Origin of the sequence: Micromonospora sp. WMMD730 (assembly GCF_049178955.1) — a bacterium.
GTDB lineage: Bacteria > Actinomycetota > Actinomycetes > Mycobacteriales > Micromonosporaceae > Micromonospora > Micromonospora wenchangensis.
The window spans coordinates 6,372,556-6,385,833 of record NZ_JBMHML010000002.1; the positions used below are offsets into that span (position 1 = coordinate 6,372,556).

The window sequence follows — 13,278 nt, forward strand, 5'->3', positions numbered from 1 at the left end:
GCGCTGGACGCTGGACGCGGGTCGGGGGTGCCTGTCGCGGCGGGGCCGTCGGCCGGCCGAACCGCGCACGAATCTTCAAGATTTCGACCCCCGTGCCGACCGAGGATGGAACAGCCAGCCCGGTCGGTCGGCGTTGCGCCGGCCGAGGGAGACGCGGACCTGTTCGGGGAGGCCCGCGTACCCCCCAGTCGGGCTGACCGGGGATGCCGTCCGGCACCCGGTGGAGGTGCCGTGCCCCGGTGCGGCACCTCCACGCCCGGCCGCGTTCCGTTCAGTAGCGCACGGTGATGCGTCGTTCGACCGCGTCGACCCGGATCTCCCCGCCGTACGGGATGATCAACTGCGGGTCGGTGTGGCCCAGGTCGACGTCGAAGACCACCACCGCGTCCGGGCGGTACGCGGTCAGCGCCCGGACGACGGCACCCCGCTGGGCGGCGCCCCACGCGAGCCGTTGCGCCACCGGCAGCGGTCGTTCGAAGTCCCACGCCTTGGGCCGGCCGACGACGACCGCCGGGAAGGCGGCGAGCAGTCCCCGCTCGCCCATGTTCCGGATGATCCGGAACACCTCCTGCGCGTCGGGCAGTTCGTTGGAGGTCTCGACGACCAGCACCGAGCCGGCCAGGTCGGCGGCCGACGGGACCCGGTCGGCGGCCATCAGCCAGTGCAGGATCTCCAGACACCCGCCCCAGGTGCGGCCCTCGACGACCGTCGACGGGCCCCGCCAGCGCCAGCCCTCGCCGGGCAGCATCGGCGGTTCGACCGCGAGCGTGGCCGGGTCCCGCCAGTCGCCCGGTTCGTCACCCCACTGCCGCGCGGGGGTCAGCTCGTACCAGTCGGAGGTGAACAGGGCGGCGCGCAGCGAGTCGAGGGTCAGCGGGTGCGGCGCGCCGGGTCGGCCGAGGTGCACCAGCACCGAGCCGCCGTGGTAGGCCACCATCCCCAGCCGGTAGAGGTGGTTGAGGACGTTGGTGTTGTCCGAGTAGCCGAAGTAGGGCTTCGGGTTGGCCCGCAGCACCGCGTCGTCCAGGTGCGGGGTGACCGTGATCAGGTCGTCGCCGCCGACGGTGGCGAGCACCGCGGTGACCGTCGGGTCGGCGAAGGCGGCGGTCAGGTCACGCGCCCGGTCGCGGGGGTCGGCCCGGGTCTGTCGGGTGGTGGGGTACTCCACCGGCTCCAGGCCGAACTCCTCGCGCAGCCGGCGCAGGCCCAGCTCGTAGACGTGGGGGAAGAGACCCGCCAGGCCGGCGGAGGGGGAGACCACCGCGACCCGGTCGCCCGGCTTCGGCTTGGCGGGGTATTCGGGAAGGGTCACGAGCGGAACCTACCGCCCACCACCAGCGACTTTCACCTGACAAAGCATCGCAGGTCGGGCATTGCGGCCATAGGCTGGGCCGGTGGACGAGGAGCCGCGCACCCGGCACTGGCTGCCCCGCACGGCGGCGCTGCTGGTCGGCACGCTGGTGCTGGCCACCGCGTTCATCGCGGCCTACGTCGGCGCGCTGCACCAACCGCACCCCCGGGACGTGCCGGTCGGCGTCGTGACCGGCGACCAACGCGCCGAGGCGCTGCTGAGCGCCGTGCGGGAACGCACCGACACGATCGAGCCCGTCGGGTACGCCGACCCCGGCGCGGCCGACGACGCCCTCACCGCCCGCCAGGTGTACGCCGTGCTCACCTCCGCCCCCGACGGCACGCTCACCCTGGCCACCGCCAGCGCCTCCGCCCCGGCCGCCACCGAACTGGTCACCGGGGTCCTCACCCCGGCCGCCCAGCAGGCCGGACTGCCGCTCACCGTCACCGACCAGGTGCCCGTCTCCCCCGACGACCCGCGTGGGCTGGTGCCGTTCTACCTGGCCGTCGGGCTGGTGCTCGGCGGCTACCTGGCCTCGACCGCGCTCGGCGTCTCGCTCGGCACCGCCCCGCGCGGGCTGCGCCGGGCCGGGCTGCGGATCGGCTCGCTGGCCGTGCACGCGGTGCTGCTCGGGACCATCGGCGCGGTGCTGGTCGGCCCGGTCCTCGACGTCTGGGACCACGACCTGGTCACGGTGGCGGCGGTCGGCATGCTCACCGTCTTCACCGCCGCGATGGTCGCCGCCGCCGTGCAGGGCTGGCTGGGTCTGCTCGGCACCGGGCTGGTGATCCTGCTGCTGGTGGTGCTCGGCAACCCCGGCTCGGGCGGCATCTACGCGCCCGAGTTCCTGCCCGCCGCGCTGCGCGGCATGCACCGGTGGAACGTCCCTGGCCTCGCCACCGACCTACTCAAATCGGCCGTCTACTTCGACTGGCGGTCGGCCCGCTGGCCGCTGGCCGGGCTGCTGGTCTGGACCGTCCTCGGGCTGGCCGGCCTGCTCACCGCCGCCCGGTTCCGGGGACGCCGGACCGGTCGGGCAGGAGTCGGGGGCGACGCGCGGTGATCGTGGGGAAGGTGACACACCGAACCCCTTCCTCCCGGACCGGGCCACGCAGATACCATCCAGGGAGTCGGACAGCGCTGTCCTTCGTACTCACGTAAGGAGCGCACGGTGACCGACCAGCATGATCACGACGGGCCCGACGCCGCACTGCGGGCCGACATCCGTCGACTCGGCACCCTGCTCGGCCAGACCCTGGCCCGGCAGGAGGGTCGACCGCTGCTCGACCTGGTCGAGGAGATCCGCGCCCAGGTCCGCTCCGACGCACCGGCCGCCGCGCAGCGCCTCGGCGGGCTGGACGTGACCACCGGCACCAAGCTGGCCCGCGCCTTCTCCACCTACTTCCACCTGGCCAACATCACCGAGCAGGTGCACCGGGCCCGCGACCTGCGCCGCCGCCGGGCGATCCAGGGTGGCTGGCTGGACCAGGCGGCCAAGATGATCGCCGAGCGCGGGGTGCCGGCCGAGGAGATCGCCGCCGCCGCCCGCCGCCTCGCGGTACGCCCCGTCTTCACCGCCCACCCCACCGAGGCGGCCCGCCGGTCGATCCTGTCCAAGCTGCGCGCCATCGCCGACGAGCTGGACGCCGAGACCGCCAACGCCATCCTCTACGGCGCCAGCGACGAGGCCCCGGCCAACCGCCGCCTCGCCGAACTGCTCGACCTGATGTGGCAGACCGACGAGCTGCGCCTCGACCGGCCCGACCCGACCGACGAGGCCCGCAACGCCATCTACTACCTGCGCGACCTGTACGCCGAGGCCGCCCCGCAGGTGCTCGACGACCTGGCCGACACGTTGCGCACCCTCGGCGTGGAGACCTCGCCGACGTCGCGCCCGCTGACCTTCGGCACCTGGATCGGCGGCGACCGGGACGGCAACCCGTTCGTCACCCCCGTGGTCACCCGGGAGGTGCTGCGCATCCAGCACGAGCACGGCATCACCGCCACCGAGGCGGCGATGGAGCACCTGGTCAACGAGGTCTCCGTCTCCCGCCGGCTGCGCGCCGTGTCGCTGGACCTGTCGGCCAGCCTCGCCGCCGACCTGGACGCGCTGCCCGAGGTGGCCCCCCGGTTCCGCCGGGTCAACGCCGAGGAGCCCTACCGGCTCAAGGCCCGCTGCGTGAAGGCGAAGCTGGCCAACACCCGGGAGCGGCTGCGCGCCGGCACCCCGCACGTGCCGGGCCGGGACTACCAGGGCTCCGGCGAACTGATCGCCGACCTGGAGCTGCTGCGTGCCTCGCTGGCCCGCAACTCCGGGCAGCTCACCGCCGTCGGCCGGCTCGCCTCGACCATCCGTACCGTCTCCGCGTTCGGCCTGCACCTGGCCACCATGGACGTCCGGGAGCACGCCGAGAAGCACCACGAGGTGCTCACCCAGCTCTACGCGGCGGTCGGCGAGGTGTCGGACTACCCGTCGCTGACCCGGCTGGAGCGCACCAAGCTGCTCGCCGACGAGCTGACCGGCCGTCGGCCGCTGTCCGCCCTGGACACCCCGTTGACCGAGGCGGCGCGCAAGACGTTCGACGTGTTCGGGACCATCCGCGAGGCGCAGGACCGGTTCGGCGGCGAGGTCATCGAGTCGTACATCATCTCGATGACCCTCGGCGTGGACGACGTGCTCGCGGCGGTGGTGCTGGCCCGGGAGGCCGGCCTGGTCGACGTGCACACCGGGCGGGCCCGGATCGGCTTCGTCCCGCTGCTGGAGACCCCGGCCGAGCTGAACGCCGGCGGCGAGATGCTCAACGAACTGCTCTCCCTGCCGGCCTACCGGGCGCTGGTCGCGGCCCGGGGCGACGTGCAGGAGGTGATGCTGGGCTACTCCGACTCCAACAAGGAGGCCGGCATCACCACCAGCCAGTGGTCGATCCACCGGGCCCAGCGGGCGCTGCGGGACGTGGCCGCCCAGCACGGCGTGCACCTGCGGTTGTTCCACGGCCGGGGCGGCACCGTCGGGCGCGGCGGCGGCCCCACCCACGAGGCGATCCTGGCCCAGCCGTACGGCACCCTGGACGGCGCGATCAAGGTGACCGAGCAGGGTGAGGTCATCTCCGACAAGTACACCCTGCCGGCGCTGGCCCGGGAGAACCTGGAGCTGACCGTGGCCGCGGTGCTCCAGGCGACGCTGCTGCACACCGCCCCCCGGCAGCCCGCCGAGCAGTTGGAACGCTGGGACGCGGCGATGGACGTGGTCTCCGAGTCGGCCTTCCGGTCGTACCGGGACCTGGTGGAGGACCCGGACCTGCCGGCGTACTTCTGGGCGTCGACGCCGACCGAGCTGCTCGGCGCGTTGAACATCGGCTCCCGACCGGCGAAGCGGCCGAACACCGGGGCCGGGCTCGGCGGCCTGCGGGCCATCCCGTGGGTGTTCGGCTGGACGCAGACCCGGCAGATCGTGCCCGGCTGGTTCGGGGTCGGCTCCGGCCTCGCCGCCGCCCGCGCCGCCGGCCTGGAGGACGTGCTGGCCGAGATGCACCGCAACTGGCACTTCTTCCGCACGTTCCTGTCGAACGTGGAGATGATGCTGACCAAGACCGACCTCAGCATCGCCCGCCGGTACGTCGAGACGCTGGTCCCCGAGGAGCTGCACCCGATCTTCGACAAGATCCAGCAGGAGTACGAGCTGACCAAGCAGGAGGTGCTGGCGGTCACCTCGTCGCCGGCCCTGCTGGAGAACTCGCCGGTGCTCCAGCGCACCCTGGCGGTGCGCGACACCTACCTGGAGCCGCTGCACCACCTCCAGGTGGCGCTGCTGCGGCAGTACCGGGACTCCGGTGCCGCCGGCCGGGCGGTCATCACCGCGCCGGGCGGCCGACGCGCCCCCAGCGACGGTACGGCCCTGGAACGCGCCCTGCTCACCACGGTCAACGGCATCGCCGCCGGGATGCGCAACACCGGCTGACGACCCCGCCCCTGCCGCCGCCCCGGGCGGTGGCAGGGGTCCAGCCGGGCCCGTACCGGCGCGGGCTCACCGCCGACAGGCGGCACCGGATCAGAAGTCGCCGCCCCCGAAGTCCCCACCACCGAAGTCGCCGCCCCCGAACCCACCGCCGCCGAAGTCGCCCCCGCCGAAGTCACCGGCGGTGCCGAAGTCACCGCCGGGATCCCCGGCCGTGCCGAAGTCGCCGCCGAAGTCCGCGCCGTCGCCGAAGCCCTCCTGGTAGCCGGCGTCGTACCCCGGGTCGGCGAAGGCCGGCGAGAAGAGCGCGTCGGCGATCAGCATCCCGCCGACCACCCCGACGCCCGCCCCCAGCGCGGTCTTCCACCACGGCGTCGAGTACCAGCCGGCCGGCACCGGCCGGCCCTGGTAACGCCCGCCCGGGTAGTAGTACGGGGTGTCCCGGCCGGGCTGCGGGCCGGCCCTGAACGTCTGCCCCTGCACGTCCACCTGACGTTCCCGGGTGATCTCCCCGGCCCCCTGCGCGGCGGCCAGCGGGGGCAGCTCCGGGCCCGGGTCCAGGCCGAGCGCCACCCGGGCCGCCCGCGCGTAGGCGAGCCCCTCCAACGCGGTCTCCCGGGCCAGCCGGAACTGGTGCACCGTACGGGCCTGCTCCAGCTGGCTGCCCGCCGCGTTGTACCGCTCACCCGCGTCGACCAGCGCCTGACGTACCGCCGGGTCGTCGCCGTGCAGGTTCATCACCTGGCCGCCGAGGCGTTCGTACCACCGTTGGGCGTCGGCGCGGACGTCGGCGAGGCTGCGCGCCTCCCGGGCCGCCTTCTCCCGCCGCCACCAGACGAAACCACCGGCCAGCATGGCGACCAGGATGAGCACGAGCAGAAATTCCATTCTCCGAACGTACCCGGGGGCGTCGAGTCGTACCCGTTTGGCAAGCTCTGGTGATGGACTTCTCGACGCTGGCCGTGGTGGTGGTGTGCCTCGCCGCCGGCGGGGCGGTCGGTTGGTACGCCGCCCGCGCCCGGTCGGCCACCGAGATCGCCCGGCTGGAGGCCACCCTCGCCGCCACCCGGGAGGGCGAGGGCCGGCTGGAGCAGTCGATGCGGGCGCTGAGCTACGAGGCGACCGCCCAGTCCCAGGAGGCGGTGGCCCGTGCGGTGGCCCCGCTGCACGACACCCTGCGCCGCTACGAGCAACGCGTCGGCGAGCTGGAACGCGACCGCGTCGACGCCTACGCCGAGCTGCGCGAACAGGTCCGCTCGATGGGGGCCGTCTCCGGTGAGCTGCGCACCGAGACCAAGCAGCTCGTCGCCGCCCTGCGCGCCCCGCAGGTGCGCGGACGCTGGGGCGAGCACCAGCTCCGCCGGATCGTCGAGGCGGCCGGCATGCTGGAGCACTGCGACTTCAGCGAGCAGGTCACCGCCGCCACCGACCACCAGGGGGTCCGCCCCGACCTGGTGGTCCGGCTGCACGGCAAGCGGACGGTGGTGGTGGACGCGAAGGCGCCCTTCGACGCCTACCTGACGGCGATGGAGGCACGCGACGAGCGCAACCGGGACACCCACCTCGACCGGCACGCGAAGCACCTGCGCGGGCACGTCGACGCGCTGGCCGCGAAGACCTACTGGGCCGCGTTCGACGACAGCCCGGAGTTCGTGGTGCTGTTCGTGCCGGCCGACCCGTTCCTGGACGTGGCGTTGCAGCGAGACCCGACGCTGCTGGAGCACGCGTTCGCCCGCAACGTGGTGCTCGCCACGCCGGCCACCCTGGTCGCGCTGCTGCGTACGGTGGCGTACTCGTGGCGGCAGGAGGCGTTGGCCCGCAACGCGGTGGCGGTGCACTCGCTCGCCCGGGAGCTGTACGGCCGACTGTCCACCCTGGGCGATCACGTCGGCAAGCTCGGCAGCTCACTCGGTGGCGCGGTGACGGCGTACAACCGGGCGGTCGGCTCGTTGGAGGCCCGGGTCCTGGTCAGTGCGCGCAAACTGGCCGAGCTGGGCGTCTCCGACCAGGAGCTGACCGTCCCGGCCCAGGTCGAGCTGGCCCCCCGCCAACCTCAGGCGCCCGAACTCCTCCCCACCGACGACCGCCCCTGACCCACCCCGGGCGGACGCGCCCCGCCCCGGCCCCGCCGCCGGGCGTCCGGCGGCTGAGGGCGCGATGTCGGCTCAATGGCGGTATCGAAACGGCCGGATACCGCCAAATCGGCGAAAGTGCGTCGACCCGGCGGGCCCCGGACGGGCGCTGGTCCCGGACGGGCGCGGGCCGACGGGCGGCCAGGCGGGCACGGCCCGACAAGCGTCCGGGCGGGCGCGGCCCGACGAGCGTCCAGGCGTGCGCGGGTCGGCGGGCGTGCGGGTGGGTGGGTGGGTGGTCAGGAGCGGCGGGCGGATTCCACCAGGAACGGGACACCCTGCTGGCAGGTGCTCATCAGGTCGGGTTGGGCCCGGCCGGTGACCGTCACCCGGGCTCCCGCCACGAGCACGTCTTTCGGGCCGCCGACCAGTTGGTGGCCGTCGAGCAGCACACACCCCGGCTCGACCCCCGCCTCGACGGTGCCGGTCAGCTCCGTCGCGCCCGGACCGGGCGGCAACCGTGGGCCGCCGGGCGGCGGCTTCAACCCGCCGGGCGGCGCCGACCCGGCCGGCGGTGCGGACGGGGCCACCGAGGCCGGCGGCGTGGACGGCGGCACGGTGCCCGTCGGGGTGACCGTGTCCGTCGGGACGACCGTGGGGGTCGGGGAACTGGTCGGCGTGGCCGGCGGGCCGGTGACGTCGGCACCGTCGCCACAGCCGGCGAGCGCCACACCGGCGGCCAGCAGCACGACGACCGCCATCCGAGGAGTTCTCATACCACTGGGACGCGCCCCACCCGTGATCCGTTCCGTCCGGCGGGAACCCACCGACGAGGGGCACCGGTGCCGGCAGGCCACCGACGGACACGCCGACGCCGACCTGCGGCCGGCGCGTCACCCCGGTGCCCGGGTCGGCGCGAGGCTTCCGTGCCGGGTCAACCCCGCCGGAGCCGGTCCCCGGTCGGCGCGCGGAGCGGGTCCCCGGCCGGAGCGCGGAGCGGGTCCCCGGCCGGCGCGCGGAGCGGGTCCCTGGTCGGCGGGCCCGCCCGGGGTCAGCCGCGGGAGGCGGCCTTCATGTCGCGCTTGAGTTCCTGCGGCAGCGAGAAGGTCAGCCGCTCGTTGGCGGTGACCACCTCGTCGACGTCGGTGAAGCCCCGCGCGGCCAGGTGTGCCAGCACCTCGTGGACCAGTTCGTCGGGCACGCTCGCGCCGGAGGTCAGCCCCACCGTCCGGGCGTCGGCCAGCCAGGCGTCGTCGATCTCGTGGGCGAAGTCGACCAGGTGCCCGGCACGGGCCCCGGCGTCCAGGGCCACCTCGACCAGGCGTACCGAGTTGGACGAGTTGCGCGAGCCGACCACGATCACCACGTCGCAGTCGGGGGCGATCTCCTTGACCACGTGCTGCCGGTTGGAGGTGGCGTAGCAGATGTCGTCGCTGGGCGGCGACTGGAGCAGCGGCAGCCGGGTCTTGAGCCGGGCCACCGTCTCCAACGTCTCGTCCACCGACAGCGTGGTCTGGGAGAGCCAGACCACCTTGTTCGGGTCGCGCACGGTGATCCGGTCCACGTCGTCGGGGCCGTCGACGAGCTGGATGTGGGCGGGGGCTTCCCCGGCGGTGCCGATGACCTCCTCGTGCCCCTCGTGACCGATCAGCAGGATGTCGTAGTCCTCGGCGGCGAACCGCTTGGCCTCCTGGTGCACCTTGGTCACCAGCGGGCAGGTCGCGTCGATCGCCCGCAGCGACCGGGCCCTGGCCTGCTCGTAGACCTCGGGGGCGACGCCGTGCGCGGAGAAGATGACGGTGGCGCCCTCGGGCACCTCCTCGTTCTCCTCCACGAATATCGCGCCCCGCGCCTCCAGGGTCTGCACCACGTGCTTGTTGTGCACGATCTGCTTGCGGACGTAGATCGGCGCCCCGTAGAGCTTCAGCGCCTCCTCGACGGTCTGCACCGCCCGGTCCACCCCGGCGCAGTAGCCGCGGGGCTTGGCCAGGAGCACGCGCTTGCCGGTCTTTGGGGTCGCCTCAGCCTCGGTCACCCGCCCATCGTACGTGTCGACATCTCCCCCGGCAGGAGCTGCGACCCGTACCACAGCGGGGGTACGGGTCGCGGCGGGCGGCCCGGCAGCGCCGGGTCGTCGGAGGCGGACCGTAGGGTGGGCGGGTGACCGACGCCCCCCGCAGCACCCCCGAGGAACCCTGGCCGGTCCGGGTGGTCAGCCAGAAGGTCGGCGCGTGGATCGCCAAGCTCGGCTGGGTCTGGGTCGACGGGCAGGTGGCACAGATCAGCCGTCGCCCGGGGGCGGGCACGGTCTTCCTGACCCTGCGCGACCCGTCGGCCGACCTCAGCCTCACCGTCACCACCAACCGGGACGTCCTCGACTCGGGCGCACCGGAGCTGCGCGAGGGCGCCCGGGTGGTGCTGCACGCCAAGCCGGAGTTCTACGCGGCGCGGGGCACGCTGAGCCTGCGCGCCGACGAGATCCGCCAGGTGGGGCTCGGTGAGCTGCTGGCCCGGCTGGAGAAACTCAAGAAGCTGCTCGCCGCCGAGGGGTTGTTCGACCGGGCCCGCAAGCGCCGGCCGCCGTTCCTGCCGCAGCGGATCGGCCTGGTCACCGGCCGGGCGTCCGCCGCCGAGCGGGACGTGTTGACCAATGCCCGGCGGCGCTGGCCGGCGGTGGAGTTCCGCACGGTCAACGTGGCGGTGCAGGGGCCGGGGGCGGTGCCGCAGATCGTCGACGCGCTGCGGGTCCTCGACGCCGACGAGAGCGTCGACGTGATCATCCTGGCCCGGGGAGGCGGCGGCATCGAGGATCTGCTGCCCTTCTCCGACGAGGCGCTGTGCCGGGCGGTCTTCGCCTGTCGTACCCCGGTGGTCAGCGCGATCGGCCACGAGACGGACGCCCCGCTGGTCGACTACGTCGCCGACGTCCGCGCCTCCACCCCGACGGACGCCGCCAAGCGGGTCGTGCCCGACCTGGCCGACGAGGTACGGCTGATCGGTCAGGCCCGTTCCCGGCTGGAGCGGGCGGTCCGCAACCTGGTCGACCGGGAGTCGCACCGGCTGACCCTGCTGCGGTCCCGGCCGGTGCTGGCCCGCCCGCAGGTGATGGTCGAACAGCGGGCAGCCGAGGTGTCCGCGTTGCGGGACCGGGCGGGGCGCAACCTGCACCACCGGCTCGACGCGGCCACCGGCGACCTGCGGCACACCCTGGCCCGGCTGCGGGCGCTCTCCCCCGCCGCCACCCTCGACCGGGGCTACGCGATCGTGCAGCGGGCCGACGGGCACGTGGTCCGGGCGGCCGGCGAGGTGGCCGGGGGCGACCCGCTGCGGGTCCGCCTCGCCGAGGGCGAGCTGACCGTGACAGTGGACGCATGAGGAGGACGAGATGAGCGACCGGAAACCCGAGGATCAGCTCAGCTACGAGCAGGCCCGCTCCGAGCTGGCCCAGGTGGTGGAGCGGCTGGAGGCCGGCGGCACGTCGCTGGAGGAGTCGCTGGCGCTGTGGGAGCGCGGCGAGCGGCTCGCCGCCGCCTGCCAACGCTCCCTCGACGGCGCCCGCGCCCGGATCGACGCCGCCCGGTCGACCACCGACGCCTGACCCGGGGTCAGCTGACCAGGCGGATGCGGACCCGGCGGTTCTGCTTGCCCTTGCTCTCCACCTTGACCACCTGGATCCGCCCGACCTGCCCGATGGACGCGACGTGGGTGCCGCCGTCGGCCTGCACGTCGAGACCCTCGATGTCGACGATCCGGACCTCCTGCTCGTCCGGCGGGATGAGGTTGGTCTGGGTGCGGACGATGTCGGGGATGGCCAGCGCCTCGTCGCGGGGCAGCACCCGGACGGAGACCCGCCGGTCGGTGGCGAGTTCCTTGTTGACCGCCTCTTCGAGCAGGCCCTTGAAGCCCTCGGGGGGCTGCGGCAGGTTGAAGTCCATCCGGGCCTCGCCCGGCTCCATGTTGCCGCCGGTCACCAGCGCGCCGAAGTCACGGAACACCACGCCGCAGAGCACGTGCAGGCCGGAGTGGGTACGCATCAGGGTGAACCGGCGCTCGTCCTCGATCGCGCCCCGGACCTCGACGCCGACCGGCGGCACCGGGTCGCCCTCGGCGGGGATCAGGTAGAGGTCGTCACCCTTGTGGGTGCCGACGATCCGGGTCTGCACCCCCTGCCACAGCAGCACGCCGTGGTCCGGCGGCTGGCCGCCGCCACCGGGGTAGAAGGCGGAGCGGTCCAGCACGATGCCCCGTTCGGGATCGACGTGCACGACTCGGCAGGTCCACTCGCGCAGGGACGGGTCGGCGAGGTCGAGACGCTCGGTGCGTCCGTGGTGGGAGATGCCCATGGGGGCGCAGCGTACTACCGATCGTCGCGCACCGTGAGACTAGCCACGCCCGGCCTCGGCCCAGTAGCCGGCCAGCCGTCTGACCACCTCGACCAACTCTGCCTCGTCGAGGGTGAAGGGGAGGCGGACGTGGTCCAGGTAGGAGCGTGCCCCCACGGCGAAGTGCGAGCCGAGCATCAACTGCATGCCGTGGTGCTGGGCGACGTGGTTGAGCTGTTGCAGCGGCCGGGGGGTGGCGCACCAGACGCTGAGTCCGCCGTGGGGCGGCTCGTGCCGCCACTGCGGCAGGTGTTCGGCGAGGGCGGCGAGCAGGGCGTCGCGGCGGCCGAGCAGTTCCCGCTGCCGTTCGAGACGGATCTGCGGCAGGTCGTCGAGGAGTTCGACGGCGAGCAGTTGGGTGGGCAGCGGGCAGCCCAGGTCGTACATGGCCCGCAGGTGGACGATCCGTCGCAGCTCGCGGCGGGGGCCGATCAGCCAGCCGATCCGCAGGCCCGGCCAGCAGACCTTGCTGAGGCTGCCGACCGTGTAGATCTGCGCACCGGGGGCGTACGCGCCGATCGGGGGTGGCGGGAGCGGGCCGTCGATCCGGGTGTCGGCGAGGGTGAGGTCCTCCACCAGCGGCACCCCGTACCGGCGGGCGATGGAGGCCAGTGCCGCGCGCCGACGCTCGGTCATCGTCCACCCGGTCGGGTTGTGGTATGTCGGGATGACGTAGATGAAGGAGGGTTCGTACCGGCGGACGGCCACCTCGACCGCCTGCGGGTCGGCACCCTCCCGCTCGATCGGCACGACGACCAGCCGCAACCCGGCGGTACGCAGCGACGCCAGCACCGTGGGGCAGGTCAGCTCCTCGACCAGGACGGTGTCGCCCCGCCGGGTCAGCACCCCCGCCAGCAGGGACAGCGCCTGGGTCGCGCCGTTGGTGACGATCACCTCCTCGGCGGCGGTGACCCGGCCGTCGGCGGTCAACTTGCCGGCGATCCGCTCCCGCAGCCCGGGGTAACCGGCCGGTTCGTACACCCGGCCGGGCAACGCGGCGGCGGCCAGCGCGGGCAGCCGGGACATCGCCGCCATCAGCCACGGGCCGGGCGGCGGCGACGGGACCGTCAGGTCGACGGTCCGGACCCGGTCGCGGACCACGTCGGCGATGAAGCCGCTCGCCGCCGCGCCGTAGTCGGCCAGGGGCGCGACGGCGGGTTGGGCGTGCGCCACCCGGGTCCCGCTGCCCTGGAGGCTGACCAGCCAGCCCTCGTCCTTGAGCAGGCTGTACGCCTGGGCGATGGTCGTCCGGCTGACGGCCAGCGCCACGGCGAGCCGGCGTTCCGGGGGCAGTTCACTGCCCGGGGGTAGCGATCCGAGCCGGATCAGCAGCCGCAGCTGCTCGGCCAGGCCGCGGTAGAGCCGGGTCTGGTCGTCCTTCCACGCACCGATCTGAGCGGCCAACTCTTCCGCGTTCATGCTCTCCCCCCAATGGACTGAGGATTGGCTATTTCCCTCAGCCACTGACTTGAGCAATATTCCATCGTCACGTTAGCGGGGGGCTGTGACTACGATCTG

The 13,278-nt window shown here is 73.8% G+C and carries 11 protein-coding genes; 5 read left to right on the forward strand and 6 right to left on the reverse strand.

From position 1 onward, the window contains the following. Positions 1-271 precede the first annotated feature (271 nt). Positions 272-1,312, reverse strand: a complete 1,041-nt coding sequence (locus ACN265_RS27020) for a S66 family peptidase (RefSeq protein ID WP_421410432.1) — start codon at positions 1,310-1,312, stop codon at positions 272-274. Between the two features lie 82 nt (positions 1,313-1,394). On the opposite strand from ACN265_RS27020, the gene ACN265_RS27025 reads away from it, so the two are divergent. Then, the gene (locus tag ACN265_RS27025; RefSeq protein WP_421410434.1) at positions 1,395-2,414 is read left to right on the forward strand and encodes a hypothetical protein; all 1,020 of its coding nucleotides are present in this window, start codon (positions 1,395-1,397) and stop codon (positions 2,412-2,414) included. A gap of 108 nt (positions 2,415-2,522) precedes the next feature. Next, positions 2,523-5,309 (forward strand): phosphoenolpyruvate carboxylase, encoded by a 2,787-nt coding sequence (ppc, locus tag ACN265_RS27030; protein ID WP_357929195.1) that lies wholly within the window; start codon positions 2,523-2,525, stop codon positions 5,307-5,309. A 90-nt stretch (positions 5,310-5,399) separates the two neighbouring features. Here the strand turns inward: ppc and ACN265_RS27035 are convergent, their stop codons facing one another. Then, positions 5,400-6,194 carry a hypothetical protein gene (locus tag ACN265_RS27035; protein WP_204927504.1) on the reverse strand — a complete coding sequence of 265 codons (795 nt, stop codon included), beginning with the start codon at positions 6,192-6,194 and terminating at the stop codon, positions 5,400-5,402. A 53-nt stretch (positions 6,195-6,247) separates the two neighbouring features. On the opposite strand from ACN265_RS27035, the gene ACN265_RS27040 reads away from it, so the two are divergent. Beyond that, positions 6,248-7,399, forward strand: coding sequence for a DNA recombination protein RmuC (locus ACN265_RS27040; RefSeq protein WP_421410437.1), 1,152 nt, complete (start codon positions 6,248-6,250; stop codon positions 7,397-7,399). Positions 7,400-7,677: 278 nt separating this feature from the next. Here the strand turns inward: ACN265_RS27040 and ACN265_RS27045 are convergent, their stop codons facing one another. After that, positions 7,678-8,139 carry a hypothetical protein gene (locus ACN265_RS27045; protein ID WP_421410439.1) on the reverse strand — a complete coding sequence of 154 codons (462 nt, stop codon included), beginning with the start codon at positions 8,137-8,139 and terminating at the stop codon, positions 7,678-7,680. 290 nt (positions 8,140-8,429) lie between these two features. Beyond that, entirely contained in the window at positions 8,430-9,413 is a 984-nt protein-coding gene (locus ACN265_RS27050) for a 4-hydroxy-3-methylbut-2-enyl diphosphate reductase (protein ID WP_357929190.1), read from the reverse strand. Positions 9,414-9,538: 125 nt separating this feature from the next. On the opposite strand from ACN265_RS27050, the gene xseA reads away from it, so the two are divergent. Beyond that, entirely contained in the window at positions 9,539-10,753 is a 1,215-nt protein-coding gene (gene xseA / locus ACN265_RS27055; RefSeq protein WP_421410440.1) for an exodeoxyribonuclease VII large subunit, read from the forward strand. A 10-nt stretch (positions 10,754-10,763) separates the two neighbouring features. Next, on the forward strand, positions 10,764-10,976 hold the full coding sequence (locus tag ACN265_RS27060; protein WP_420117580.1) for an exodeoxyribonuclease VII small subunit: 213 nt from the start codon (positions 10,764-10,766) through the stop codon (positions 10,974-10,976). A 7-nt stretch (positions 10,977-10,983) separates the two neighbouring features. Here the strand turns inward: ACN265_RS27060 and ACN265_RS27065 are convergent, their stop codons facing one another. Together ACN265_RS27065 and ACN265_RS27070 are read right to left on the reverse strand one after the other, a co-directional pair. Beyond that, positions 10,984-11,721 carry an alanyl-tRNA editing protein gene (locus ACN265_RS27065; RefSeq protein WP_088642862.1) on the reverse strand — a complete coding sequence of 246 codons (738 nt, stop codon included), beginning with the start codon at positions 11,719-11,721 and terminating at the stop codon, positions 10,984-10,986. 39 nt (positions 11,722-11,760) lie between these two features. Continuing rightward, the gene (locus tag ACN265_RS27070; protein ID WP_420117579.1) at positions 11,761-13,179 is read right to left on the reverse strand and encodes a PLP-dependent aminotransferase family protein; all 1,419 of its coding nucleotides are present in this window, start codon (positions 13,177-13,179) and stop codon (positions 11,761-11,763) included. Positions 13,180-13,278: the final 99 nt, after the last annotated feature.

What these genes read in the sequence shown, in the direction of transcription:
- ACN265_RS27040 (WP_421410437.1), top strand. Translation starts at nt 6,248, where the DNA reads ATGGACTTCTCGACGCTGGCCGTGGTGGTGGTGTGCCTCGCCGCCGGC.
- ACN265_RS27060 (WP_420117580.1), top strand. Translation starts at nt 10,764, where the DNA reads ATGAGCGACCGGAAACCCGAGGATCAGCTCAGCTACGAGCAGGCCCGC.
- ACN265_RS27045 (WP_421410439.1), bottom strand. Translation starts at nt 8,139, where the DNA reads ATGGCGGTCGTCGTGCTGCTGGCCGCCGGTGTGGCGCTCGCCGGCTGT.
- ACN265_RS27065 (WP_088642862.1), bottom strand. Translation starts at nt 11,721, where the DNA reads ATGGGCATCTCCCACCACGGACGCACCGAGCGTCTCGACCTCGCCGAC.
- ACN265_RS27035 (WP_204927504.1), bottom strand. Translation starts at nt 6,194, where the DNA reads ATGGAATTTCTGCTCGTGCTCATCCTGGTCGCCATGCTGGCCGGTGGT.
- ACN265_RS27070 (WP_420117579.1), bottom strand. Translation starts at nt 13,179, where the DNA reads ATGAACGCGGAAGAGTTGGCCGCTCAGATCGGTGCGTGGAAGGACGAC.